The organism is Bradyrhizobium sp. USDA 3311 (assembly GCF_054062495.1).
The window spans coordinates 2,320,832-2,346,685 of the sequence record NZ_JBSSFI010000001.1; the positions used below are offsets into that span (position 1 = coordinate 2,320,832).

The 25,854-nt window shown below is 65.3% G+C and carries 14 protein-coding genes; 13 read left to right on the top strand and 1 reads right to left on the bottom strand.

The genetic code is table 11. The features are described 5' to 3' along the window. The first annotated feature begins 106 nt into the window (after window positions 1-106). Both ACVWW6_RS10885 and ACVWW6_RS10890 read left to right on the top strand, forming a co-directional pair. Complete coding sequence (locus ACVWW6_RS10885; protein ID WP_456680708.1) at window positions 107-8,434, top strand: FecR domain-containing protein; 8,328 nt, start codon at window positions 107-109, stop codon at window positions 8,432-8,434. Between the two features lie 124 nt (window positions 8,435-8,558). Then, the gene (locus tag ACVWW6_RS10890) at window positions 8,559-10,790 is read left to right on the top strand and encodes a CHASE2 domain-containing protein (RefSeq protein WP_011090647.1); all 2,232 of its coding nucleotides are present in this window, start codon (window positions 8,559-8,561) and stop codon (window positions 10,788-10,790) included. Window positions 10,791-10,988: 198 nt separating this feature from the next. On the opposite strand, the gene ACVWW6_RS10895 is transcribed toward ACVWW6_RS10890, so the two are convergent. Further along, window positions 10,989-12,584 carry an ABC transporter substrate-binding protein gene (locus ACVWW6_RS10895; RefSeq protein WP_028173725.1) on the bottom strand — a complete coding sequence of 532 codons (1,596 nt, stop codon included), beginning with the start codon at window positions 12,582-12,584 and terminating at the stop codon, window positions 10,989-10,991. Window positions 12,585-12,784: 200 nt separating this feature from the next. Here ACVWW6_RS10895 and ACVWW6_RS10900 point away from each other — a divergent pair, with 200 nt between their 5' ends. The 11 genes from ACVWW6_RS10900 to ACVWW6_RS10950 all read left to right on the top strand — a co-directional run bounded on the left by ACVWW6_RS10900 (window position 12,785) and on the right by ACVWW6_RS10950 (window position 25,818). Continuing rightward, a complete protein-coding gene (locus tag ACVWW6_RS10900; protein ID WP_304548965.1) occupies window positions 12,785-14,443 on the top strand; it encodes an ABC transporter substrate-binding protein in 1,659 nt (552 codons plus the stop codon). Between the two features lie 196 nt (window positions 14,444-14,639). Next, complete coding sequence (locus ACVWW6_RS10905) at window positions 14,640-15,593, top strand: ABC transporter permease (RefSeq protein ID WP_456680709.1); 954 nt, start codon at window positions 14,640-14,642, stop codon at window positions 15,591-15,593. Window positions 15,594-15,596: 3 nt separating this feature from the next. Further along, complete coding sequence (locus tag ACVWW6_RS10910) at window positions 15,597-16,499, top strand: ABC transporter permease (RefSeq protein WP_011090643.1); 903 nt, start codon at window positions 15,597-15,599, stop codon at window positions 16,497-16,499. A gap of 3 nt (window positions 16,500-16,502) precedes the next feature. Beyond that, window positions 16,503-17,564, top strand: coding sequence for an ABC transporter ATP-binding protein (locus tag ACVWW6_RS10915; RefSeq protein WP_456680710.1), 1,062 nt, complete (start codon window positions 16,503-16,505; stop codon window positions 17,562-17,564). Beyond that, complete coding sequence (locus ACVWW6_RS10920; RefSeq protein WP_028173728.1) at window positions 17,561-17,758, top strand: hypothetical protein; 198 nt, start codon at window positions 17,561-17,563, stop codon at window positions 17,756-17,758. Before ACVWW6_RS10915 ends, ACVWW6_RS10920 begins: the two co-directional genes overlap by 4 nt. Then, window positions 17,755-19,170, top strand: coding sequence for an amidase (locus ACVWW6_RS10925; RefSeq protein ID WP_456680711.1), 1,416 nt, complete (start codon window positions 17,755-17,757; stop codon window positions 19,168-19,170). The genes ACVWW6_RS10920 and ACVWW6_RS10925 overlap by 4 nt, the downstream gene beginning before the upstream one ends. Next, complete coding sequence (locus ACVWW6_RS10930) at window positions 19,167-20,141, top strand: ABC transporter ATP-binding protein (protein WP_456680712.1); 975 nt, start codon at window positions 19,167-19,169, stop codon at window positions 20,139-20,141. The genes ACVWW6_RS10925 and ACVWW6_RS10930 overlap by 4 nt, the downstream gene beginning before the upstream one ends. Window positions 20,142-20,612: 471 nt before the next feature. Continuing rightward, window positions 20,613-20,882 carry a GlsB/YeaQ/YmgE family stress response membrane protein gene (locus ACVWW6_RS10935; protein WP_011090639.1) on the top strand — a complete coding sequence of 90 codons (270 nt, stop codon included), beginning with the start codon at window positions 20,613-20,615 and terminating at the stop codon, window positions 20,880-20,882. 253 nt (window positions 20,883-21,135) lie between these two features. After that, complete coding sequence (locus ACVWW6_RS10940) at window positions 21,136-22,884, top strand: type I secretion system permease/ATPase (RefSeq protein ID WP_456680713.1); 1,749 nt, start codon at window positions 21,136-21,138, stop codon at window positions 22,882-22,884. 24 nt (window positions 22,885-22,908) lie between these two features. After that, complete coding sequence (locus ACVWW6_RS10945; protein ID WP_028173732.1) at window positions 22,909-24,243, top strand: HlyD family type I secretion periplasmic adaptor subunit; 1,335 nt, start codon at window positions 22,909-22,911, stop codon at window positions 24,241-24,243. Window positions 24,244-24,348: 105 nt separating this feature from the next. Further along, window positions 24,349-25,818 (top strand): AMP nucleosidase, encoded by a 1,470-nt coding sequence (locus tag ACVWW6_RS10950; RefSeq protein ID WP_456680714.1) that lies wholly within the window; start codon window positions 24,349-24,351, stop codon window positions 25,816-25,818. Window positions 25,819-25,854 lie beyond the last annotated feature (36 nt).

Genomic DNA, 25,854 nt, shown 5'->3' on the forward strand with positions numbered 1-25,854 from the left:
GCAATAGATGGTTTCCAATAGATGGTTTCGCTAAGGATTTAGTAATGCTATGCAAGCTTAGGCGGTTGATACTTACTTAAATTTTAACCCTTTTTACGGTGCCCGGTTGAATTACGCTGGCAAATTTGACGCCGCGATCTTCTTGGACGGCCAGGGTTCCCACTCGCCCGCCGATCTCCATGTCGATTCCTTTACCGCCAAGCCCTTCATCGCGAAGGCGCACGGTCACGTGCCTGATGGCGCGTTCGTGGTTCCCGAACCGAACCTGATCTTCAACGGCGAGTTCAAGCGCGCCGGTCTCGACCTCGTGCTGTCCCATGAGGGACACGAGTTCGTCGTTCACGATTATTTCAGGGGCGACAAGCGCGCCGCGATCGCCTCGCCCGATGGCGCCCACCTCACCGGCGACGTCGTCAACGCGCTCACGGGCCATGTGCAATATGCGCAGGCCGCGCCCGGTACTGCCGCAGCCCAGGTCATCGGCCACGTTACCAAACTCTCCGGCAGCGCGACCGCGGTCCGCAACGGCGTTTCGGTCATCCTGAACAACGGCGACAATGTCGAGAAGGGCGACGTGGTCTCGACCGGCGCGGATTCGACGCTCGGTATCACCTTCATCGACGGCACCGTGTTCGGCCTGTCCTCCAATGCGCGGATGGTGCTGAACGAGATGGTCTACGACCCCAACGGGTCGAACAACTCCTCGCTGCTCAGCCTGGTCGCCGGCACCATCACCTTCGTCGCCGGCGAGACCGCCAAGCACGGCGACATGAAGATCGACACGCCGGTCGCCACCATGGGCATCCGCGGCACGGCGGTGCTGACCCAGATCAACTTCGTCGTTCCCGCCGGCGGCGGCGATCCGCAGCCGCAGGCGAGCTTCCAGGTGCTGGTCGAGCCGAACGGCACGACGGGCTCCTACATCCTGTTCGACAAGGTCACGCTGCTGCCGATCGCGACGGTCAATCAGGCCGGCCAGATGATCCAGATCAGCGGCGGCAACGTCTCGATCACCAACGCGCTGATGTCGCCGGACATCCAGAAGCTGATCACGGACGTGTTCACGCTGAAGTTCACCGACAACAACACCAACACCAAGCTGACCACGAACTTCACCGACACGATCACGCAGACCGGCAACATTGTCGTGATCAAGACGGACACCGGTGCCACCGCGACCGCGACCTTCACGAATCCCAATCAGCCGGGTTCGGAGGGGGCGGGCCATAATCCGGCGAGCAGCACCCGCATCCCCGGGCCGCCCCTGCGTCAAAGCCTCGATCTCGACGGCAATGTGAAGACGGCGTTCGCGCTGACCGAGCACGCGAACGCGACCGGCGATACGACGCCCGATACGATCTCCGGCCGGATCACCTTCGTCGACCAGAACCTGGGCGATCAGCCGACGGTGAGCATAAGCCTCGGTGACGCGCCGAACTACGTCTACAAGACCGCCGGCCAGCAGGATGTCACCGGCACGCTCTCTGCACTCCAGAAGCAGGACATCGCGGCGACGCAGATCGATATCCAGGTCGCCGCCGCCGCCGGCAACAACAATAACGGCTCGGCGGTCTGGACCTATACGATTCCCGACCACGTCTTCGACTTCCTCGCGGCCGGCGAAACGCTGACGCTCACCTACAGGGTCCGCGTCGACAACAATTTCTCGGTCAACCCCGAAGCCTCGTTCATCGACATCACCATCACGATCACCGGCACCAACGACAAGCCGGTGATCACCACCAGCGTTCCGACCATCACCTTCGAAGGCGGCACCAGCAAGCCGGGCGGTCCGCTCACCAGCGAGGTGCCGACGTCGGGTACGCTGAGCTTCGACGACGTCGATCTCACCGACAAGCATACGGTGTCGGTGGCGCTGACCAGCGCGACCCTGCCTGATGGCAGCACCGTTCCGCCGGGTCCGCTCGCCGCGTTCCAGAGCGCGATGTCGGTCGCGATCGCGGCGGGTGCCGACAGCACCGGGGACGGCACCGGCACCATCAACTGGTCGCTGGCCGACCTTCCCGTCTACCTCGCCGACTTCATTCCGAAGGGCGAGGTGCTGACGCTGACCTACACCGTGACGCTCAAGGATTCGCAGGGCGCCACCTCGCAGCAGACCATCACCGTCACGATCAAGGGCACCGATGCGCCCGCGGTGGTGTGGATCGCGACCGACCACGCGGGCGCGCCTTCCGGCGGTTTCTGGAAGGACGCGGCGAACTGGGAAACCGGCACCGTCCCGACCATCAATGACGACGTCATCGTCATCACCGATCAGCTGCACGGCCTGACGCCGTCCTATCCGGTGACGATCGACGTCGCCGCCTATGCCAGGTCGGTGACGATGAACGATTTCGGCGGCCCGCCGCCGAAACTGATCAACCAGAGCTCGCTGACGATATCGGGCGCGCTCAACATGGGCGCGGACTCGATCCTCACCAACACCGTGACCGGCACGATGTCGGTCGGCGGCAAGGCCAAGATCCTCGACACGAGCGTGCTTACCAATGCCGGCTATCTGACGCTCCAGGGCGGCGGTGATTTCGCCAGCGGCGCCACGATCAGCAATTCGGGCACGATCGAGCTGTCGGGCGGCACGTTGAACATACTGGCCACGATCCACAATGCCGGCGGCACGCTGAAGGCCGATGCCGGCACGATGCTGATCGTCGATGCCGCGACGGTCGACGGCGGCACCGTCGCCATTCTGGGCACGCTGGAGCTCGACGGCACCAGCCTGATCGAGCACGGCGCGCTGAACAATTCCGGCACGGTCAACGTCAAGGGTACGGCCGAGTTCGCCCACGAGAGCGTCTCCAACACCTCCACCGGGACGATCAAGGTGCTGGCGAATGGCTGGCTGACCGTCGACCAGGGCTCCAGCGTCACCAACAACGGTGCGGTTACCGTCGATGCCAGCGGCAAGCTGACCGTCAACGGCGCGACGATCAGCGGAGCGGGGCCGGTTATCGGCGGCGGTGACGATGAGGGGGGGCCCGTCCTCAACGCCGGCATCCGCGGCACAGGCGTGATCACCGGCAACGGTGAAATCGACCTGACCGGCAACGCCGTCCTGAGCGACGGCATCCTGAACAACAATGCTGTCCTCAACGTCAGCGGCAGCGGCAATGCGCTGAGCAATGAGGGCGTCACCAATGCCGGCACGATCGAGGTGCTGACGAACGGCGCCCTGGCCATCGACCAGGGCTCGACCGTCAATAATTCGAGCGGCAACGTTATCGTCGATGCCAATGCCGCGTTGACCCTGGACCACGCCACGCTCAGCGGCGGCGCCATCAAGGGCGGCGGCACCATCGACGTCACCGGTGCCAGCAAGATCGACGGCGGTGCCATACTCAGCGTCACTGCGGTCACCGCGGCTGCCGCGCTGACGCTGGATGGCGTCACCGTGTCCGGGACTGATATCACCGACAATTCCAGCATCGAGCTCGACAACACCGTCAAGCTCAAGGACGGCGCCAGGATCCAGGGCGGAGCGGTCGCCAACACCGGCACGCTCGAGATCGCCGGCGCCGCGACGCTGCTCAACGATATCCTGACCAACACCAGCCATGTCATCAAGATCGACGATGGCCAGACGCTGACGCTGTCCGGTACCGAGATCACCGGCGGCACCATCGACAATTATAGCGGTGCGCAGGGCGGCGCGATCGACGTCACCGGCAACAGCAAGATCGACGGCAACGCAACCCTGAACAAGGGCACGGTCACGGTCGAAAACGGCGTCACGCTGACGCTCGACGATGCCACCATTGCGGGAGCCACGATCGGCAATGGCGGCACCGTCAAGGTCGATCCCGGCAAGAAGCTGACTCTGGCGGGTGCGAGCCTGACCGGCGGCGCACTCTCCGTTTCGGGCACGCTGGATTCGTCCGGGGCGACCACGATCACCGATGCTGCCATCACCAGCAACGGCCTGATCGAGGCGGTTGGCGGCCTGCTGACGCTTGCCACGATGACCTCGGCCACCATCGCCAACGCCGGCACGCTTCAGGCCAATGGCGCCGAGCTCGACATCGACCACGAGGCCGTCACCAACACCGGCACGCTGGCCGCGATCAATGGCGGCACGCTGAAGCTGATCGCGATGACGGTGATCAACGGCACCGGCGCGGTTTCGGTCACATCAGGCTCGACGCTCGATCTCGTCGGTGCAGTGATCGATGGCGGCACGTTGACGATCGCGGGGACGCTGGAATCGACCGGCACGAGCGCGATCCACAACGCCGATATCACCAATACCGGCACGATCGCCGTCACCGGCGGCACGCTGACGATCGATCCCGGCGTCCTTCACGCGATCACCAATCACGATCTGATCGAGGTGGTGAACGGCGGCACGCTGAAGCTGATAACCGCCACCGTGGCCAGCGCCGGCGGAACGATCTCGATCGACGCCGCGTCAAAACTCCATCTGTCCGACGTTTCGATCAATGGCGGCAGCCTGAGCAATTCTGGCAATCTCTACGGGGTCACCGGTCTCAACACGATCTCGGCGGCGGTCACCAACACCGGCACCATCGAGGTCCAGGCCGGAACGTTGAACCTCTCCGGTGGCCTCAGCGGCGTCGGCGCGGTGATCATCGACAACGGCGCGATGCTCGAGCTCGGCGGTGCGGACGCGCAGACGGTCCTCTTCGCGGGCGGCTCCAACACGCTCAAGCTCGACGATACAAGCCACGATTTCAGCGGTACCATCAGCGGTCAGGCGTCAACGGGAGGCACCTTCACCATCACCGGTGATGCCGACATTGAGGCATTAAGTGGTGATGCGGTCGACTTCACCGCCTCGGGTGGGTCGGCCGGTAGCCATGGTGACATCATTCTCACGCCCACCGGTGCACTGACCGGTGCGGCCAATGGCGTCGTCGTCACGCAGAATGGCACAGGCGACATCTCGCTGACGGCGACCGGCAACATTACCGGCAGTGCCGGTAACGGCATCACGTTGCGCGACAGCCAAACGGGCTCCGGTGCCATCACGGTCAACAATCTCACCGGCAAGGCGACCGGCTCCGGCGCGAATTCGGTCGGTTTGCTGGTCGAGAACCTGAACACCGCCAACGGCGGCGACATTTCGATCACCCAGCTTGGCGGCGCCGCGGGCGGCGCTTACGGCATCGATGCGCACACCGAGGGTGGCGGCGACATTACCATCGACGCCGGCGGCACCATCACGGGGAACTCGATCTACGGCATCCGCTCGCGCAGCTATGGCTCAGGCAGCACGACCGTCAGGACGGAGGCCGGCAGCGGCGTCACGTCGGGAAGCTCCGGCGTCGTCGCAGTCAATCGCGCGAGCACGCTCCTGGCCTCGGATCACAGCTCGATCACCGTCACCAACTACGGCACCGTCAACTCCGGTGCGAGCCTCAATCTGAGCGGCAACGCGCCGGCTGGCCTCGAGGCCGGCTACCTCGGCGCGACGACTGGCTTTGGCGCCAATGCCAACGTCTATGGCAACGTCGTCGTCAACAACTACGGCAATGTCGCCGCCGCGGGCGGCTACGGCATCCACGCCTACAATTACGGCAATGGCGACGTCACGGTGAACGACGGCGCCGGCACCACCGTCATCGGTGCCGAGATAGGTATCCGCGCCCAGGCGCTGAACGGCGGTAGCGGCAACGTCACCGTCACGCTCGCTGCCAATGCCTCGGTGAAGGGCACGACCAGCTACGGCATTCTCGCCTATAGCATCGACCAGGGCGACATCAGCGTTACCCTGGCGAGCGGCGATAGCGTCATCTCGGGCAGCTCCGGCATCGTGGCGGTCAACTACGCTGCGGCGATCGCAAGCGGCGTACACAGCACGATCTCCGTCGTGGCGCACGGCACCATCCATTCCGGCTCGGCGCTGAATGGCGATACCACCACGCCGGGCGCGATCATCGCGGGCTACAAGCCGGGTGGCAGCGGCGTCTTCTCGAACGCCGTCAGCGGCGACGTCACCGTCACCAGCGATGCGACCATCACCGCGGATGCCGGCTACGGCATCGAGGCGTTCACCTGGGGCGTCGGCAAGGTCACGGTCACGACCGGCGCGGGCTCCTCGATCACCGCGGCGGGCACCGCGATCGGTGCCTTTGATCACGGGGGCGGTGACGTCAGCGTCACCAACAACGGCTTCGCCACCGGCGCGGTCGGCCTGTCCGCTTTTGCCGCGGGCGCAGGCGCTGTCACCATTGTCAATAACGGCCATATCGCCGGCACCAGCAGCGTCGGCATCAGTGTCAATCAGAACGCCGTCGCTCCGGGCGATCCGGCCGCGACCGGCTCGACGCACATCACCAACACCGGCTCGGTCGTGGGCGCGACCGGCCATGCGGCGATCTTCATCCAGGAGAACGCGAACGGCCTCGCGACGATCGACAATTCCGGCACGATCGGGCCGGCCGTCGCCTCCACCGTGACCTCCGCAACTTATGCGATCGTCGAGACCGGCGGCGCCGTCATCATCAACAACACCGGCCACATCAACGGCAACATCTCGGTCGCGAGCGCGACCTTCAACAACAATGCAGGCGGCATCTGGACCGTCGGCGGCAGCAGCGTCTTCGGCAACGTGTCCTCGATCGTCAACGCCGGCGAAATCGATCTGCTCAATGGCGCCTCGATTTCGGTGAACGGAACGGGCATCAGCAATTCCGGCGACATCGACAGCTGGGGCGCGGCGTCGATCACGGGCACCATCGTCAACAGCCATCTCATCGAGGTCCACACCGGAACGCTGACGCTGTTCGGCTCGCTGACCGGCGCAGGCTCGGTCACGATCGACGCCAATGCGACGCTCGAGATCAAGAACCTGGTGTCGCAGACCGTCACCTTCGCCGGCGCCGGCGGCGAGCTCGAGATCGACACGGCGACCTTCGGCGGTTCGATCGCCGGCTTCGCCGCCAACGAGAAGATCGACCTGTCGACCATCACCTGGGACGGCGGGACCACGGCGACCTATGACGCCCTCACCGGCAATCTCGTCGTGAGCGATACGCATAACCACAGCATCACGCTCAAGCTCATCGGCAGCTACAGCGACACGCATTTCATCACGAGCAGCGACGGCAACGGCGGCACCATCGTCGAGATCGCCCCGGTCGATGAATGGACCAATCCTGCCGGCGGCGACTGGAACACGGCGTCGAACTGGAGCCTGGGCGTGCCGGCGGCCAGCTACGACGTGAAGCTGCTCGCCGGAGGCGAACCCTGCACCGTCGACAGCGCGGCCAACGTCACGATCCACGACCTCACCGTCGCCTCCGGCGTGACGCTGCTGACCGAGCCCGGCACCGTGTTCACGGTGAAGGGCGACGTCGTCGACAATGGCCTGATCGAGGCCGGCCCGTTCTCCGGGAATGACATTTCGACGATCGACATCAAGGGCAATGTCAGCGGCACCGGAGCGATCGAGATTTCCAACAAGGCCGTCGTGGAGATCGAGGGCTCCGTGTCGGGGATCGTCGTCTACTACGACAACGGCCTGGGCACCCTTGTCCTGGACCATGCCAAGGATTTCCACGGGCTCATCTCGGGCTCTCCGGCCGGAGCTCCGCTCTCGTCCGGCAATCTGATCGACATGAAGGATCTCGCCTGGACATCCTCGATGTCGGCGCAGGCCCAGTACAATTCGGACACGAACGTCACGACCGTCGACTTCTACAACGGCGCGACCACCGTCACCCTGCAGTTTCTCGGCAGGGACCTGAATTGGACCCTTCAGAGCGACGGTCATGGCGGCACCACCGTTTATGATCCGCCCGCCGACACGCCCATGACGATCGAGACCGGCGCGGTGCTGAACCTCAGCGAGGCTTCCGCACAGAGCGTGACCTTTGCCAACGGGACCGGTACCACCGGCACCTTCGCGATCGAACACGCCGCCGATTTCACCGGCGTCATCAACGGCTTTGCGGGTGACGGCACCACCGCCAATTCGGATCTCCTCGACCTCAAGGACATCGGCTTCGCGAGCCTGACCGGGGTGACCTACACCGAAAACGCCGACCATCTGGGCGGCGTGCTGACGCTGTCCGACGGGACCGACACCGCGACCATCAGGTTTGCCGGGAGCTACAGCATCGACAGCTTCCATTTCGCAAACGACGGCAACGGCGGCACGCTGGTCGTCGATCCGCCCACGGGACCCACCCTGGTCGGAACCGACGGGCAGGACCAGTTCTCCTTTACGAATTCGACGCTTCCGGTTCAGAGCACGATCGTCGATTTCGAGCTGGGCCAGGACAAGATCGACCTGCAGAAGTTTGCGAGCATCCACTCCTTCAGCGATCTCGGCATCACGCAACAGGGAGCCGACACGCTGGTCACGCTCGACGATCACCAGTCGATCCGCCTGAAGAATCTCGTGGCGAGCAGCCTGCACGCCGGCGATTTCATCGTCGCGAACCATGCCTGACGGTCATTCCCCCGGTTCGGCTACGGCGCCTCGTTCGCGGCGGATTCCGGTATCAAAGACGTAGCTGATTGCGTATTGTCGCCCGAACATCGGACGAAGAAGAGCTGCGGGAAATTCAGGCGATATGAAACGTCTCAAGATCCTCCGGCGGTGGTTTGCGCGGAAGCTTGGCCTTGCGCGGCTGATGTGCCTGGCGCTGCTGGTCGTCTTCGCCGGCGCCCGGCTCTGGGATCCGCCGCCGATCCAGGAATTGCGGCTGCGCACCTTCGACATGTTCCAGCTGATCGATCCGCGCCACAAGACGGCGCGGCCGGTCACCATCGTCGACATCGACGACAAGAGCCTCGCCAGGCTCGGGCAGTGGCCGTGGCCGCGGACGCGGATCGCCGATTTGATCCAGAACCTCACCAGCAACGGCGCGGTCGCGATCGGTTTCGACGTGGTGTTCTCGGAAGCCGACCGGCTCAACCCGGATCTGGTCGCGAGCCAGATGCGCTATCTGGACGATGCCACCCGCGCCAAGCTGCGCGAGCTGCCGACCAATGACCAGATCCTTGCCGATGCGATCAAGCGCTCGCGCGTGGTGCTGGGCGAGACCGGGCAGCGGGCGATCTCGTCGGAGATCGACAAGGAGCTCCCCTTCACCGGCGTCGCGACGGTCGGCGAGGACGGTGCCGAACGCTTTCTGTTCGAATTCCCGGGCCTGCTGCGCAACGTGCCCGTCATCGAGAAGGTTGCGGCGGGCCGTGGCCTGTTTTCGATCAAGACCGAGCGCGACGGATTGATCCGCCGCGTGCCGATGATCATGCGCGCGCAGGGCATGGTCATGCCCTCGCTCAGCCTCGAGATCCTGCGCGTCATCACGGGAACGCCGACGCTGCTGGTCCGGACCGACAAGACCGGCGTGCGGGGCGTGCGCCTCAAGGGCGTCGAGATCCCGACCGACAGAAACGGCCAGCTCTGGGTGCATTACGCTCGCCAGGATCCCTCGATCTACGTCTCGGCGGCCGACGTGCTCGACAACACCGTGCCGCCCGCCAAGATCGCCGGCAAGCTGGTGCTGGTCGGCACCTCCGCGGTCGGGCTCAACGACATCAAGACCACGCCGGTGTCCTCGACCATGCCGGGCGTCGAGATTCATGCCCAGGTGCTGGAGAGCGTGCTGAGCGGCGCGGTGATCTCCCAGCCGAACTACGCGCTCGGCGTCGAATTGATCGCCGCGCTTGTCATCGGCCTGCTCGTCATCATCTTCACGCCGAACCTCGGCCCGGTACGCCTCGTGCTTGCGGGCGCGATGTTCGCCGCCATCCTGGTCGGCGTGTCCTGGTTCTTCTACGCGCAGTACCGCTACCTCATCGACTTCACCTACCCGCTGCTGTCGACCACCGCGATCTACCTGACGCTGATCTTCGCCAGCTTCGTGCGCGAGCAGCGCCAGCGCGTGCAGATCCGGGGCATGTTCGCGCAGTACATGTCGCCGGTTCTGGTCGAACAGCTGGCGCAGTCGCCGGAAAAGCTCGTGCTCGGCGGCGAGGAGCGCGAGATGACGATCATGTTCTCCGACGTGCGCGGCTTCACCACGATCTCGGAGAGCTACAAGCACGATCCGCAAGGTCTCATCACGCTGATGAACCGCTTCCTGACGCCGCTGACCGACGTGATCATCGATCAGAAGGGCTATATCGACAAGTACATGGGCGACGCCATCATGGCGTTCTGGAACGCGCCGCTCGACGATGCCGAGCACGAGGTCAACGCCTGCGAGGCTGCGATCCAGATGCTGGAGCGGATCGACGCGGTCAACAAGGAGCGCGAGGAGGAGGCCGCCGACGGCGGCCACGTCTACATCCCGCTCAATGTCGGCATCGGCCTCAACACCGGCATCGGCGTGGTCGGCAACATGGGCTCCGACCTGAAGAAGAATTATTCGGTGCTCGGCGACAGCGTGAACCTGGCCTCGCGCCTGGAGGGACAGTCGAAGGAATACGGTTTCCCGATCATCGTCGGCTCCAGGACCGCGCTCGCCGCCAAGGACAAGTTCGCGATCCTCGAGCTCGACTTCATCATGGTCAAGGGCAAGACCGAGCCGGAGGTGATCTACGCCGTCGCCGGCCGCGAGGACGTGATGCATTCAGGCTCCTTCCAGCGCCTGCGCAACGTCACCATCGAGATGCTCGGCTGCTACCGCAACCGCGACTGGCAGGGCGCGCTGGACGCCATCGAGCGCGGCCGTCGCAGCGAGGACGCCGACACGCTGGAAAAGCTGTTCAAGCTTTATGAAATCCGCATCAAGGAATTCCAGCTCAATCCGCCGGCGGAAGGCTGGAACGGGGCATACGCGCTGCTGACGAAGTAGGGGGCACACATTCGCTGTCGTCCCGGACAAGCGCGCCTCAAGCGCGCGCCGATCCGGGACCCATAATCCCAGGGAGGAGTTGCGGCGCGAGATCGGCAACCGCGAGTCTTCGCCAAACATCTCCCTGTGGCTATGGGTCCCGGGTCTGCGCTGACGCTTGCCCGGGACGACAGGGGTGTTTGACGCGGTAGATTGCCCTCACTCCACCCCGATCGTCGTCAGGTCCTGGAACCAGTGCTGCGCCTGCACGAACTGCTTGATCTTAGGCGACAGCGCATGCGGGTTGGTGTCGTGGACGACCCAGACCAGCGCGGCGTCATCGACGATCAGCGCATGCGCCTGGGCGAGCAACTCATCCTGCTTGGCGCTGTCGAAGGTCTGCTTGGCCTCGTCGATCAGCGCGTCGACCTTCGGGTTCTTGTAGCCGCCCCAGTTGACGCCGACCGGCGCGATCTGGCCGGAATGGAAGAAGCGGACGATGGCGTAGAGCGGGTCGGAGGTGACATAGGCGATGTTGTTGGCGGTGATGCCGGCGTTCATCTCGTCGGCCGCGCCCTTGCGCCAATGCGTGTAGAGCGTCTCGAGCTCGACGACCTTGAAGTCGATGTCGATGCCGATCTCCTTGAAGCTCTGCTGCAGGAACTCGTTCATCGGCAGCGACAGCATCTGGCCGGTGCCGCCCTGCGCGATGATGAAGGTGGTCTTCAGCGGCTTGGCCTTGGAGTAGCCGGCTTCCTCGACCAGCTTCTTCGCTGCCGCAAGGTCGTATTTCAGCTCGAAGGTCGGCTTGCCGAACCACGGGCTCGACGGATCGACCTGGCCCTTGGCGGGTTTTGCCAGGCCGTTCATCAGGCCCACGACCGCCTCACGATCGATCGCAAGGTTCAGCGCCTTGCGCAGGCGGATATCGGTCCAGGGCGAGCCCGGCAGCACGCTCAGATGATAATTCCAGACATGCGGCGTGACGTTGTCGACGAGCTTCATGCCGGCCGCCTTCAACTGCGGCACGGCGTCCGGCGCCGGCGTCTCGATCAGGTCGACTTGCCCGGCGAGCAGCGCGTTGGTGCGCGTCAGCGCTTCGGGCATCGGCACCAGCACCAGCTTGTCGACCTTGGGGATGCGCTTCTTGTTCCAGTAGTCCGGATTCTTGGTCAGCTCCGCAAGCTCGCGCGGCACCAGCTTGGTCAGCTTGAACGGGCCGGTGCCGGAGGGCTCGCTGGCGAACTTGTCCCAGTCCTTGCCGAGCTTCTCGTACTGCGCCGGGCTCGAGACCAGGAACCACAGCATCTGATAGGGAAAGAAGGAATCAACCGTCTTGGTGGTGATCTCCACCGTGGAATCGTCGATCTTGGCGTAGCTCGCGACGGACGGCAGGCGGGTCTTCACCTGCGCGCTCTGCCGCTTGTCGAATTGCGGCGCCTTGTCGTTGAGCACCTTGTCGAGATTCCAGATCACGGCATCGGCGTTGAACTCGCTGCCGTCGTGAAACTTCACACCCTTGCGAAGCGTGAAGCGCCATTTGGTCTTGTCGGCATCGTCCACCTTCCATTCGGTCGCGAGGCCCGGCACCAGCTTGCCGGGACGATCGGCGACGTCCATCTCCCAGGCGACGAGCGGATCGTAGATCGTGTAGGCCGTGAACTGATAGGCGCCGGCGCCGCGATCGGGCTGGCCGGTCGTCAGCGGAATGTCCGCCATCGAGATGCCGTAGCGCACCACCGTTTCGGCGCGCGCCGAGATCGCGGAAATCGCCAGCGCAAGCACGGCGAAACAGGTCGTCAGTCGGATACGCATGGCCCAAAGCTCCCAGGAGATTTCGGGACCAAACTTGCAATCTTGATGCCAGAATAGGCAGCGACGTGCCTCCGCAGACGTGCGATCACAAAGACTTGTCGTCGCAGGGGCAATTTGCAGAAAAAGTTTCCCCATTGGCACAGCCATTGCATACGATTGCATCAAAATTAGTCATTGAAAGCCGGAAGAGGACTGAGACGATGCTGATCAAGAACAACAAGACCCGCGCGGCGCTGATCGCGTTGCTGGCGCTCGGCAGTGCCGCCGCATGGCCGCGTGTGGCCAGCGCGGAAACGGTGCTGCGCATCGGCATGACCGCTGCCGATATTCCGCGCACGCTGGGCCAGCCCGATCAGGGCTTTGAAGGCAACCGCTTCACCGGCCTCACCATGTATGACGCGCTGACCGGCTGGGACCTGTCCTCCGCCGATAAGCCGAGCGTGGTGATCCCCGGCCTTGCCACCGAGTGGAAGGTCGACGATGCCGACAAGACCAAATGGACCTTCAAGCTGCGCCCCGGCGTCACCTTCCATGATGGCTCGCCGTTCAATGCGGACGCCGTGGTGTGGAACGTCGAGAAGGTGCTGAAGCAGGATGCGCCGCAGTTCGACGCCAGCCAGGTCGGCGTCACCGCCTCCCGCATGCCGACGCTGGCTTCCGCGAAGAAGATCGACGACATGACGGTCGAACTCACCACCAAGGAGCCCGACAGCTTCCTGCCGATCAATCTCACCAACCTCTTCATGGCGAGCCCGGCGAAGTGGCAGCATTTCTATGACAAGGCGGAAGGCGCCGACGCCAAGGCCAAGTCGCAGGCTGCGTGGACTGCCTTTGCGAAGGATGCCGCGGGCACCGGCCCCTGGAAGATGGCGAGCTTCACCCCGCGCGAGCGGCTCGAGCTGGTCAAGAACGCGAGCTATTGGGACAAGGCGCGCGTGCCCAAGGTCGACAAGATGGTGCTGTTGCCGATGCCGGAGGCGAACGCCCGCACCGCGGCGCTGCTCTCCGGACAGGTCGATTGGGTCGAGGCGCCGGCGCCGGATGCGCTGCCTGAGCTCAAGCAGCGCGGCTTCAAGCTCTATGCGAACGAGCAGCCGCATGTCTGGCCCTGGCAGTTCTCGCGCGTCGAAGGCTCGCCCTGGAACGACATCCGCGTGCGCAAGGCCGCGAACCTCTGCGTCGATCGCGAAGGCCTCAAGGACGGCCTGCTCGCGGGCCTGATGGTGCCTGCGACCGGCACCTTCGAGCCCGGCCATCCCTGGCGCGGCAAGCCGGCTTTCGAGATCAAGTATGACAAGGCGGCCGCGCAGAAGCTGATGCAGGAGGCCGGCTTCGGCCCGAACAAGAAGCTCGAGGTGAAGATCCAGACCTCGGCCTCCGGCTCGGGCCAGATGCAGCCGCTGCCGATGAACGAATATCTCCAGCAGGCGCTCGCCGAATGCTATTTCGACGTGAAGCTCGACGTCATCGAGTGGAACACGCTGTTCACCAACTGGCGCCGCGGCGCCAAGGATCCCTCGGCCAACGGCTCCAACGCGACCAACGTCACTTATGCAGCGATGGACCCGTTCTTCGCACTGGTGCGCTTCCTGCAATCGGGCATGGCGCCGCCGGTCTCGAACAATTGGGGCTTCATCAACAATCCCAAGTTCGACGAGCTGGTGAAGAAGGCGCGCCAGACCTTCGATCCCGCCGCGCGTGACGCCGCGCTCGCCGAGCTGCACGCGGCCTCCGTCGACGACGCGGCCTTCCTCTACGTCGCCCACGACGTCGGCCCCCGCGCCATCAGCCCGAAGGTCACAGGCGTCGTGCAGCCGAAGAGCTGGTTCATCGACTTCTCGCTGGTGTCGATGCAGTAGTTCGCGCCACACGCACGCTGTACCCTCTCCCCTTGTGGGAGAGGGTGGCTTCGCGATAGCGAAGCCGGGTGAGGGGTCTCTCTCCGCGAGTGACCCTCTCTCTCGTTCGATAATGCTGTAACCGCGGATAGAACCCCTCATCCGGCGCTTCGCGCCACCTTCTCCCACAAGGGGAGAAGGGAAGAAAGAATCCGACGTGCTCGCCTATACCGCCAGACGCATCGTCTATGTCGTCCCGATCGTCATCAGCGTCGCGCTGGTGTGCTTTCTGCTCGTGCACATCACGCCGGGCGATCCGCTCGTCGCCGTGCTGCCGGCCGACGCTTCGCAGGAGCTCGCGGCGCAGCTGCGCGCCGCCTACGGCTTCGACCGGCCGCTGCCGGTGCAGTTCGGGCTTTGGCTGCTCCGTGCCCTTCATGGCGATCTCGGCAATTCCATCGCGACGGGGCGCCCCGTGCTCGCCGAGGTCATGCGCGCGGTCGGCAACACCGTCACGCTCGCGATTGCCGCCGCCATCATCGGCTTCACCATGGGCATCCTGCTCGGCCTGATCGCGGGCTATTTCCGCGAGACCTGGATCGACAAGGTCGCGACCTCCTTTGCCATCGCCGGCGTCTCGGTGCCGCATTACTGGCTCGGCATGGTGCTGGTCATTATCTTCTCGGTGCAGCTGAACTGGCTGCCCGCGGTCGGCGCCGGACCGAACGGCTCCAACTCCTGGGCGTGGGACTGGGCGCACCTGAAATATCTCGTGCTGCCGGCGATCACCACGTCGGTGATTCCGATGGGCATCGTCACCCGCACCGTGCGCGCGCTGACCGGCGACATCCTCAGCCAGGACTTCGTCGAGGCCCTGCGCGCAAAAGGCCTGCACGAGCGAGGGGTATTCCGCCACGTCATCAAGAACGCCGCGCCCACCGCGCTCGCGGTGATGGGGCTTCAGCTCGGCTACATGCTCGGCGGCTCGATCCTGATCGAAACCGTGTTCTCCTGGCCGGGCTCGGGCTTCCTGCTCAACTCGGCGATCTTCCAGCGCGACCTGCCGCTGCTGCAGGGCACGATCCTGATCCTCGCGCTGTTCTTCGTCTTCCTCAATCTGCTGGTCGATATCGCGCAAGCCGCGATCGACCCGCGCATCAAGCGGAGCTAGCCGATGAGCGAGCTTCCGTTGTCCGCCACTGCCGACGCCGCGCTGCAGGCCGCGCCCGCCACCAAGGCGCGCGGCTATTGGGCCACCGTCGGCCGCCGCATCGTGCGCGACAAGGTCAGCATGGCCTGCGCGCTGGTGCTGCTGCTGATCTTCCTGTCCGCGATCCTGGCGCCGTGGCTCGGCCTGGAAGACCCCTACAAGGGCTCGATGATCCGCCGCCTTCGGCATATCGGCACGGTCGGCTACCCGCTCGGCACCGACGAGCTCGGCCGCGACATGCTGGCACGGCTGATCTATGGCGGACGCCTGTCGCTGGTCATCGGCATCCTGCCCGTGATCCTTGCCTTCTGCATCGGCACCTCGCTTGGCATCATTGCCGGCTATGTCGGCGGCAAGCTCAACACCGCGATCATGCGCACCGTGGACGTGTTCTACGCTTTCCCGTCGGTGCTGCTCGCGATCGCGATCTCCGGCGCTCTCGGCGCCGGCATCCTCAACTCCATCGTGGCGCTGACCATCGTGTTCGTGCCGCAGATCACCCGCGTTGCCGAGAGCGTCACCACCGGCGTGCGCAACATGGATTTCGTCGAGGCCGCGCGCGCCTCCGGTGCCGGTGCCTTCACCATCATGCGCGTGCATATCCTGGGCAACGTGCTGGGCGCGATCTTCGTCTATGCCACCAGCCTGATCTCGGTCTCGATGATCCTGGCCGCCGGCCTCTCCTTCCTTGGCCTCGGCACCAAGCCGCCGGAGCCGGAATGGGGGCTGATGCTGAACACGCTGCGCACCGCGATCTACGTCAATCCCTGGGTCGCCGCGCTTCCCGGCGCGATGATCTTCGCGGTCTCGATCTGCTTCAACCTTCTCTCGGACGGCCTGCGCAGCGCCATGGACATCAGGAACTAGGCCATGAGCGAAACCAACGCTTCCGTCGCCATGCTTGAGCCGATCGAAGATCTTGGCGGCGTCGCGCAGCCGCTGCTCCAGGTCAACGGCCTGACCAAGCATTTCCCCGTCCGCGGCGGGTTGTTCGCCGCGAAACGCACCGTGCGCGCCGTGGACAACGTCTCCTTCTCTGTCGCCAAGGGCGAGACCGTCGGCATCGTCGGTGAATCCGGCTGCGGCAAGTCCACCACCGCGCGCCTCCTGATGCATCTGATGCCGCGCGATACCGGCGACATCATCTATGACGGCATGACCGTCGGTCAGGCGCTGTCGCTGCGCGAGCTGCGCCGCGGCATGCAGATGGTGTTCCAGGACTCTTATGCCTCGCTCAATCCGCGCCTCACCATCGAGGAATCCATCGCCTTTGGCCCGAAAGTCCACGGCATGGCCGATGGCACGGCGCGGGCGCTGGCGCGCGAGCTGCTCGGCAAGGTCGGCCTCCGCCCGGAAAACTTCGCCAACCGCTATCCGCACGAGATTTCCGGCGGCCAGCGCCAGCGCGTCAATATCGCGCGGGCGCTGGCGCTGTCGCCGCGGTTGGTGATTTTGGACGAAGCCGTCTCCGCGCTCGACAAATCCGTCGAGGCGCAGGTGCTCAATCTCTTGGCCGATCTCAAGCGCGAATTCGGCCTGACCTATCTTTTCATCAGCCACGATCTCAACGTCGTGCGTTACATCAGCGATCGTGTGCTGGTGATGTATCTCGGCGAGGTCGTCGAGCTCGGCCCGGTCGACCGGGTCTGGGACCAGCCGGCGCATCCCTATACGCGCGCGCTGCTGGCGGCGATGCCGTCCTCCGATCCTGACAGGCGTACCGAAAAGCCGCCGATCACCGGCGATCCGCCCAATCCGATCGATCCGCCGTCGGGCTGCCGCTTCCACACGCGCTGCGCATTTGCGGAGCCGCTCTGCGCAAATGCAGCACCAAAGCTCACCGCGGTCGATACAATGGGCCACGAGGCCGCGTGCTACATGGCCATTCCGGGGTCAGGCCATAGCCGCGCGCCCGCAGGGGAAATCGCATGACGAGACCGACACCAAAAGAGATCAAGCCGATCGCGCTAGTTGCCGGCGTTGCCGTGGATGACGAGATCGCAACACGCATCTCCAATTCCATCGGGCCGGCCTTCGAAGGCTTTGCCGCCATCGCCGGCACGCTGCCATTCGACCTCGAGCCGGCTTCTTACGTGCTGGCGCAGACGGCGAAGGTGTCGAAATGAGCACCGAACCGGCATTGATGACGCTCACCGAGGTCGCGCGTGCGATCGCGATGAAGCAGGTGTCCTCGCGTGAGGTGACGCGCGCGCTGCTGCACCGCATCGCGCAGTGGCAGCCGCATCTCAACGCCTTCATGTCGATCGAGGCGGAGGCGGCGCTGAAAGCAGCCGAGGCTGCCGATGCCGAGCTGGCCGAGGGCGAAGTGCGCGGTCCGCTGCATGGCGTGCCGCTCGCGCACAAGGACATGTATTACGATGCCGGCAAGGTCTCGACCTGCGGCTCGCTGATCCGCCGCGATTTCGTCGCGACGACGACCTCCACCGCCTTGCAGCGGCTGAAGGATGCGGGCCAGGTCCGGCTCGGCACGCTGCATCTCGCCGAATTCGCCTATGGACCGACCGGCCACAACGCCCATTACGGTCCGGTGCGCAATCCCTGGAACGTCGCGCATATCACCGGCGGCTCGTCGTCGGGCTCCGGCTCGGCGGTCGCCGCGCGGCTGACCTTTGCGGCGCTGGGCTCCGATACCGGCGGTTCGATCCGCATGCCCGCACATTTCTGCGGCGTCACCGGCCTCAAGACCACCTGGAGCCGCGTCAGCCGCGCCGGCGCGATGCCGCTGTCGCAATCGCTCGACACGGTCGGGCCGCTCGCCCGCACCGCCGAGGACTGCGCGCTGCTGCTGGCGCTGATGGCCGGTCCCGATCCCGAGGATTCGACCGCGAGCCATGAGCCGCTGTCCGACTATGTCGGCGCGACCAAGGGTTCGCTGAAAGGCCTCAAGATCGGCGTGCCCGCGTCGTTCTACGTCGACGATCTCGACAGCGAGGTCGCGCGCGTGCTGGACGAGACCATCGCGGTGCTCAAGCGCGAGGGCGCCGACATCGTCAAGGTCGAGCTGCCGGACCAGCGGCAATTGTCTTCGGCGAGCCAGCTCGTGCTCGCGGCGGAAGCCGCCGCCTTTCACAAGCGCTGGATGATCGAGCGTCCGCAGGATTATGGACCGCAGGTCTTGATGCGGCTGCAGAACGGTCTCGCCGTTCCCGCCATCACCTATCTCGAAGCGATGCGCTGGCGCGGTCCCGCGCTTGCCGCCCACAACGCCGCGACCGCTGGTGTCGACGCGATCATCGCGCCGGCCTCGCCGGTGCCGGCGCCGACCATCGAGGAGAGCGATGTCGGCGGCGGCCCGAATGCGCCGGCCATGGTGCAGCGGCTGACGCTGTTCACCCGCCCGGTGAATTTCCTCGGCCTGCCGTCGCTGACCGTACCGTCCGGCTTCACCAAAAGCGGGCTGCCTGTTGGCATGCAGTTGATCGGCCGCTCCTTCGATGAAGCGACCCTGCTCACCATCGGCGCGGCGTTCCAGCGCGTCACCGACTATCACGATCGGGTACCCAAACTGCCGTCATGACAAAGCTCGTCGAGATCTCAGGCCTCAACATCCGCTTCACCGGCGAGCGCACGGTCTATGCCGTGAACGATCTCAGCCTCTCGCTGGGAGACGGCGAGGTGCTGGGCCTGCTCGGCGAATCCGGTTCCGGCAAGAGCGTGACCCTGCGTGCGCTGATGCGGCTGCTGCCGAAGAAGCGCACGCAGATCACGGGCAAGGTCAACGTGATGGGCCGCGACGTGCTCGCGATGAACGACGAGGAGCTCTCGTCGTTCCGCGGCCAGACCGTCTCGATGATCTTTCAGGAGCCGGCGCTCGCGCTCGATCCGGTCTACACCATCGGTGCGCAGATCGCCGAAAGCGTGGTGCGCCACGAAGGCAAGTCTTATGCGGAGGGCAGGGCACGCGCGCTCGAAATGCTCGAGGTCGTGCGCATCCCTTCCGCAAAACGGCGGCTCGATGCCTATCCGCACGAAATGTCCGGCGGCATGCGTCAGCGCGCGATGATCGCGCTGGCGCTCGCCTGCCGGCCAAAAATCCTGCTCGCGGACGAGCCGACCACCGCGCTCGATGCCACCGTGCAGATCCAGATCCTGCTGCTGCTGCGCGAGCTGCAGCGCGAGTTCGGCATGTCCGTCATCTTCGTCACCCACGACATCGGCGTCGCCATCGAGATCTGCGACCGCGTCGCGGTGATGTATGCCGGCCAGATCGTGGAGCAGGGAACCTTGCGCGACATCGTCCGCACGCCGGTGCACCCCTATGCCAAGGGCCTGCTCGCCTCCACAATCCACGGCGCCAAGCGGGGGCAGCGCCTCGAAACCATCCCCGGCACCCCGCCGTCGCTGGCCGAAAAGCCCCATAATTGCTCCTTCGCCCCCCGCTGCGCCGCCGCCCAGCCGCGCTGCCTGGAGCAACTGCCTGCGAATGTGGAGGTGGGACCGGGCCGGGCGGCAAGGTGCGTGCTGGCGGAGTCGGTGACGGCGTCGTAGCGCTGGCGAGCTGTCGCTCCCGGGACGGTGCGCTCCCTCGCCCCGCTCTTGCGGGGAGAGGGTTGGGGTGAGGGGCCTCTCTCCGCGCATGACCATGTCGAGAGACCCGTACCCCCTCACCCGGATCGCATCTTGCGATGCGATCCGACCTCTCCCCGCAAGCGGGGAGAGGTGAAAAGCCGCCCGCGCCCGCGGCTACCCCTCTCTCTGCCCCTCGCCCGCAAGGGGGAGGGAATGAGAGAGTTTGCGTCCCTCACTTTCCAAACGCGCGCCACTTCGGAATTCCTCTGCGGCAACACCGGCTTGTCACAATTCACCGAGCGCGCTCGGCCAAGGTCCGTTCTACTGTGCATGGGGTTGTTTTCGAGTTTTTTGTTTAGACGCCCCACCGAGGGCGAGCCGACCAGCATTCAGACCCCATTCATCCCGGTTCCGGTTCCATGGCCCCGTTCACGGAGAGGGACCTCACTTATGTACATTTCCAATGAAGGCCTGCTCGTCATTCTGTTCGTCGGCCTGGTCGCCGGCTGGCTGGCCGGCAAGGTGGTGCGGGGCGCCGGTTTCGGCATCATCGGCGACATCGTGATCGGCATCGCCGGCGCGTTTGTGGCCAGCTTCCTGTTCCCGAAGCTCGGCATTCGTATCGGCACCGGGCTCGTGTCGGAAATCGTCTATTCCGCCATCGGCGCGGTCATCCTGCTGCTCGTGGTGCGGCTGGTACGCGGCGGCGGCCGGTTCTAGCGGCGCCTTGACCTAACTTTCGACCTCTCCCCGCCCGGGGAGAGGTGACATGTCTGCAAGAAAAAGCCGCAAGACTGTGAGATTCCGGACTTGCGCGCCAGGCCATCAGGGGGTGATGTGCCCCCACAGGGGATCGGGTTGATTCAGCCGCGTTGGACGAGGGGCGAAAACGCGATGTTAATCCGGATCAAATACTCCTGAAATTGCCTTTGAAATCAGGGGCTTTGCCCCTTACCCGAAAGAGACCAGACTGATGGCAGCCGTCCCTGGCGTTCGCCGTTCGGAGCTCGCTGACGCGCTGCGCGCTTGTCGCACGGCATTCGTCGGCGTCGGCCTGATGAGCTGCATGATCAACCTGCTCTATCTGACCGGGTCGATCTTCATGCTGGAGGTCTACGACCGGGTGCTGCCGAGCCGCAGCATTCCGACGCTGGTCGGCCTGATCATCATCGCCAGCTTCCTCTACGCGGCGCAGGGCGTGCTCGACATGATCCGCAACCGGATCCTGGGGCGGATCGGCACCGCGCTCGACGAGGCCCTGAACAAGCGCGTGTTCGACACCGTCGTGCGCCTGCCGCTGCTGATCGGCAGCCGCAACGAGGGCCTCCAGCCGCTGCGCGACCTCGACAATGTCCGCTCCTTCCTCGGCGGCATGGGACCGAGCGCGTTCTTCGATCTGCCCTGGCTGCCGCTCTATCTCGCCATCTGCTTCGCCTTCCACGTCATGATCGGCGTGACCGCGCTGGTCGGCGCCATCATCCTGGTCGGCCTGACGGTGGTCACCGAGTTCATGTCCCGCCAGCCGGCGAAGGATGCGATGGGGCTTGCGGCCCAGCGCAACGATCTCGCCGCCTCCAGCCGTCGCAATGCCGAAGTGATGGTGTCGATGGGCATGACCAGCCGGATGAACCAGCGCTGGAGCGAGGCCAACGAAAAATATCTCGCCGGCAATCAGCGTGCGAGCGACGTCGCCGGCGGCCTCGGCGCGGTCGCCAAGGTGCTGCGCATGATGCTGCAATCCGCCGTGCTCGCGGTCGGCGCCTATCTCGTCATCCACCAGGAGGCGACCGCCGGCATCATCATCGCGGGCTCGATCCTGTCGGCCCGCGCGCTGGCGCCGGTCGATCTCGCCATCGCGCACTGGAAATCCTTCGTCGCGGCCCGCCAGAGCTGGCAGCGCTTGACACGCCTGCTGGAGCAGATGCCGGCACAGACGATGCCGACCCAGTTGCAGGCGCCCACCAGCCGGCTCTCGGTCGAGGGCGTCGCCATGGTTCCGCCGGGCGATCAGCGCCTCATCGTGCAGGACATCACCTTCGCGCTCGCCGCCGGCAACGGCCTCGGCGTGATCGGGCCGAGCGGCTCCGGCAAATCCTCGCTGATCCGCGCGCTGGTCGGCGTCTGGCAGCCGGTGCGCGGCAAGGTGCGGCTCGACGGCGCGGCGCTCGACCAATGGTCATCCGACATGCTCGGTCGGCACATCGGCTATCTGCCGCAGGACGTGGAACTGTTCGGCGGCACCATCGCGCAGAACATCAGCCGCTTCGACCCCGAGGCTACCTCCGACGGCATCATCGCCGCGGCCAAGGAGGCCGGCGTGCACGAGATGATCATCAAGATGCGCGAGGGCTACAACACGCAGGTCGGCGAGCAGGGCGGCGCGCTGTCCGCGGGCCAGGCGCAGCGCGTGGCGCTGGCGCGCGCGCTGTACGGCAATCCGTTCCTGATCGTGCTCGATGAGCCCAATTCCAATCTCGACACCGAAGGCGACGAGGCGCTGACCCGCGCCATCCGCGCCGCCCGCGAGCGCGGCGCCATCGTCGTCGTGGTGGCGCATCGGCCGATCGGCGTCGAGGCGGTCGACCAGATCCTGGTGCTGCGCGACGGCCGCATGCAGGCCTTCGGCCCGAAGGAGCAGGTGCTCGCCCAGGTGCTCCAGCCGCGCGTGACGCCGCCGGCACCGATCAAGGTCGTCAGTGAGGGCGGAGTGGCCAAGTCATGAGTACAAAGTCATGAGCACAAAGTCATGAGCACGATGGCGATCGGTGGCGGCAAGCCCGCCGCCAAGAAGACCGTGCGGGATTCCATCAAGTTTCACTTGATGCTCGGGCTCGGGATCGTGCTGGTCCTGGTCGTCGGCCTCGGCGGCTGGGCGGCCACGGTGCAGATCTCGGGGGCGCTGATCGCACCGGGCCAGGTCGTGGTCGAATCCAACGTCAAGAAGGTGCAGCACCCGACCGGCGGCGTGGTCGGCGAGCTGCGCGCCCGCGACGGCGACGTGGTCAAGGCCGGCGACGTGGTGGTGCGGCTCGACGACACCGTCACCAAGGCGAACCTCGCCATCGTCACCAAGAATCTCGACGCCGCGCTGGCGCGCGCGGCACGGCTCCAGGCCGAGCAGCGCGGTATCGACAGGATCGACTTCCCGCAATCGCTGCTCGATCGCGGCAACGATTACGACGTCAAGACGCTGCTCTCCGCCGAAACCAAGCTGTTCGACGTCCGCGTCAACGGCCGTGCCGGCCAGAAGGCGCAGCTCCGCGAGCGCATCCAGCAGCTCAACGAGGAGATCGAGGGTCTCTCCGCGCAGGAGCGGGCCAAGGACAAGGAAATCTCGCTGGTGCAGCAGGAGCTCACCGGCGTGCGCGATCTCTACGAGAAGCATCTCGTGCAGATCTCGCGCCTGACCACGCTCGAGCGCGACAGCGCTCGCCTCAACGGCGAGCGGGCGCAGTACATCGCCTCGCGGGCGCAGGCCAAGGGCAAGATCACCGAGACCGAGCTTCAGATCATCCAGGTCGACAAGGACATGGTGAGCGAGGTCTCCAAGGATTTGCGCGAGACCAACGACAAGATCGGCGAGCTGATCGAGCGCAAGGTCGCCGCCGAGGACCAGCTCCGCCGCGTCGACATCCGCGCGCCGCAGGACGGCATGGTGCTGCAATCGACCGTGCACACCGTCGGCGGCGTCGTCACCGCCGGTGATGCGCTGATGCTGATCGTGCCGCAGGCCGACGATCTCCAGGTCGAGGCCAAGGTCAATCCGGTCGATATCGACAAGCTCCAGATCGGCCAGAAGACGCTGCTGCGCCTGTCCGCCTTCAACCAGCGCACCACGCCCGAGCTCAACGGCGTCGTCAGCCGCGTCTCGCCCGACGTCACCACCGACCAGCGTACCGGCCAGAGCTACTACACCATCCGCGTCTCGCTGCCGGCCGAAGAGGTCGTCCGGCTCGGCGATTCCAAGCTGATCCCCGGCATGCCCGTGGAAGCCTTCGTCCAGACCGGCGACCGCACCATGCTGTCCTATCTGATGAAGCCGCTGCACGACCAGTTGATGCGGGCCTTCCGGGAGAAGTGACGCGCGGCGGCGCGTCACCCCCAACTCGTCATTGCGCTCGCAATGACGGCTTGGCTGCGTCTTGCTATAGTTCGACTCAAGCCCCACGAACCCGGCGTTCGAACCATGCAATCCCCGCCCTCCATCGCCACCGAATCCTTCTCCGACGCGTCCGCGGCCGTCGCGCGGCTCGAGGAGATCTACGAACGCAATACGAAATTCCTGCGCGACCGGTTCGAGGCCTATGTCGGCGGCGAAGCGATCACGACAAGGGCGCGGGCCTACTACCCCTTCGTCCGCCTCACCACCGCGACATATGCGCGGCTGGATTCGCGTCTCTCCTATGGCTTCGTCGCCGGCCCCGGCGTGCACGAGACCAGCGTGACGCGACCGGATCTGTTCCGCAGTTATCTCACCGAGCAGATCGGCCTGTTGATCCAGAACCACGGCGTACCCGTCGAGATCGGCGAGTCGGCGGAGCCGATCCCGATCCACTTCGCCTATCGCCGCGACATCAACATCGAAGCCGCCATCACCACCGGCGAGAATTCCCTTGTGACGCGATCGCTGCGCGACGCGTTCGACGTGCCCGATCTCGCCACCATGGACGATTCGATTGCGGACGGCACCTTCGAGCTCCAGCCCGGCGCGCCGGAGCCGCTGTCCCTGTTCCGGGCCGCCCGGGTCGATTACTCGCTGCGCCGGCTCTATCACTACACCGGCACCGATTCCGAGCACTTCCAGAACTTCGTGATCTTCACCAACTACCAGTTCTATGTCGATGCCTTCGCGCAGCTCTGCCAGCAGCGGCTTCAGTCCGGCGAGGCCGGCCTCGACGCCTTCGTCGCGCCCGGCAACGTGATCACGCGGAGCGGGGGCGCGACGAGCGGGGACGCGCCGACACGCATGCCGCAGATGCCGGCCTTCCATCTGGTCGAGCCCGGCTATCGCGGCATCAGCCTGATCAACATCGGCACCGGCCCGTCCAATGCGCGCAACGTCACCGACCACGTCGCGGTGCTGCGCCCGCACGCCTGGCTGATGCTCGGCCATTGCGCGGGCCTGCGCAACACGCAGCGGCTCGGCGACTATGTCCTCGCCCATGGTTACGTGCGCGAGGACCATGTGCTCGACCGCGAACTGCCGCTCTGGGTGCCGATCCCGGCGCTCGCCGAGATGCAGGTCGCGCTCGAGGAGGCGGTCGAGGACGTCACGGGCCTCGAAGGCTTCGAGCTCAAGCGCCTGATGCGCACCGGCACGGTCGCGAGCGTCGACAACCGCAACTGGGAGATCTCAGGCCCTGAGATGATCCGCCGCCTGTCGCAATCGCGCGCGGTCGCACTCGACATGGAATCGGCCGCGATCGCCGCCAACGGCTATCGCTTCCGCGTCCCCTACGGCACGCTGCTCTGCGTCTCCGACAAGCCGCTGCACGGCGAGATCAAGCTCGCGGGCATGGCCAGCGAATTCTACCGCCGCCGCGTCGGCCAGCATCTCGAGATCGGCCTGAAGGCGCTGGAGCGGCTCAAGCAGCAGGAGTCGGAGCGCCTGCATTCGCGAAAGCTGAGAAGCTTTGCCGAAGTGGCATTCCAGTAAAGGACAACAGAACTGTCGTACGAACGCTGACGTCTC

Coding starts and splice junctions, on each gene's coding strand:
- ACVWW6_RS10890 (WP_011090647.1), top strand. CDS start 8,559: ATGAAACGTCTCAAGATCCTCCGGCGGTGGTTTGCGCGGAAGCTTGGC.
- ACVWW6_RS10895 (WP_028173725.1), bottom strand. CDS start 12,584: ATGCGTATCCGACTGACGACCTGTTTCGCCGTGCTTGCGCTGGCGATT.
- ACVWW6_RS10900 (WP_304548965.1), top strand. CDS start 12,785: ATGCTGATCAAGAACAACAAGACCCGCGCGGCGCTGATCGCGTTGCTG.
- ACVWW6_RS10910 (WP_011090643.1), top strand. CDS start 15,597: ATGAGCGAGCTTCCGTTGTCCGCCACTGCCGACGCCGCGCTGCAGGCC.
- ACVWW6_RS10915 (WP_456680710.1), top strand. CDS start 16,503: ATGAGCGAAACCAACGCTTCCGTCGCCATGCTTGAGCCGATCGAAGAT.
- ACVWW6_RS10920 (WP_028173728.1), top strand. CDS start 17,561: ATGACGAGACCGACACCAAAAGAGATCAAGCCGATCGCGCTAGTTGCC.
- ACVWW6_RS10925 (WP_456680711.1), top strand. CDS start 17,755: ATGAGCACCGAACCGGCATTGATGACGCTCACCGAGGTCGCGCGTGCG.
- ACVWW6_RS10930 (WP_456680712.1), top strand. CDS start 19,167: ATGACAAAGCTCGTCGAGATCTCAGGCCTCAACATCCGCTTCACCGGC.
- ACVWW6_RS10935 (WP_011090639.1), top strand. CDS start 20,613: ATGTACATTTCCAATGAAGGCCTGCTCGTCATTCTGTTCGTCGGCCTG.
- ACVWW6_RS10940 (WP_456680713.1), top strand. CDS start 21,136: ATGGCAGCCGTCCCTGGCGTTCGCCGTTCGGAGCTCGCTGACGCGCTG.
- ACVWW6_RS10945 (WP_028173732.1), top strand. CDS start 22,909: ATGAGCACGATGGCGATCGGTGGCGGCAAGCCCGCCGCCAAGAAGACC.
- ACVWW6_RS10950 (WP_456680714.1), top strand. CDS start 24,349: ATGCAATCCCCGCCCTCCATCGCCACCGAATCCTTCTCCGACGCGTCC.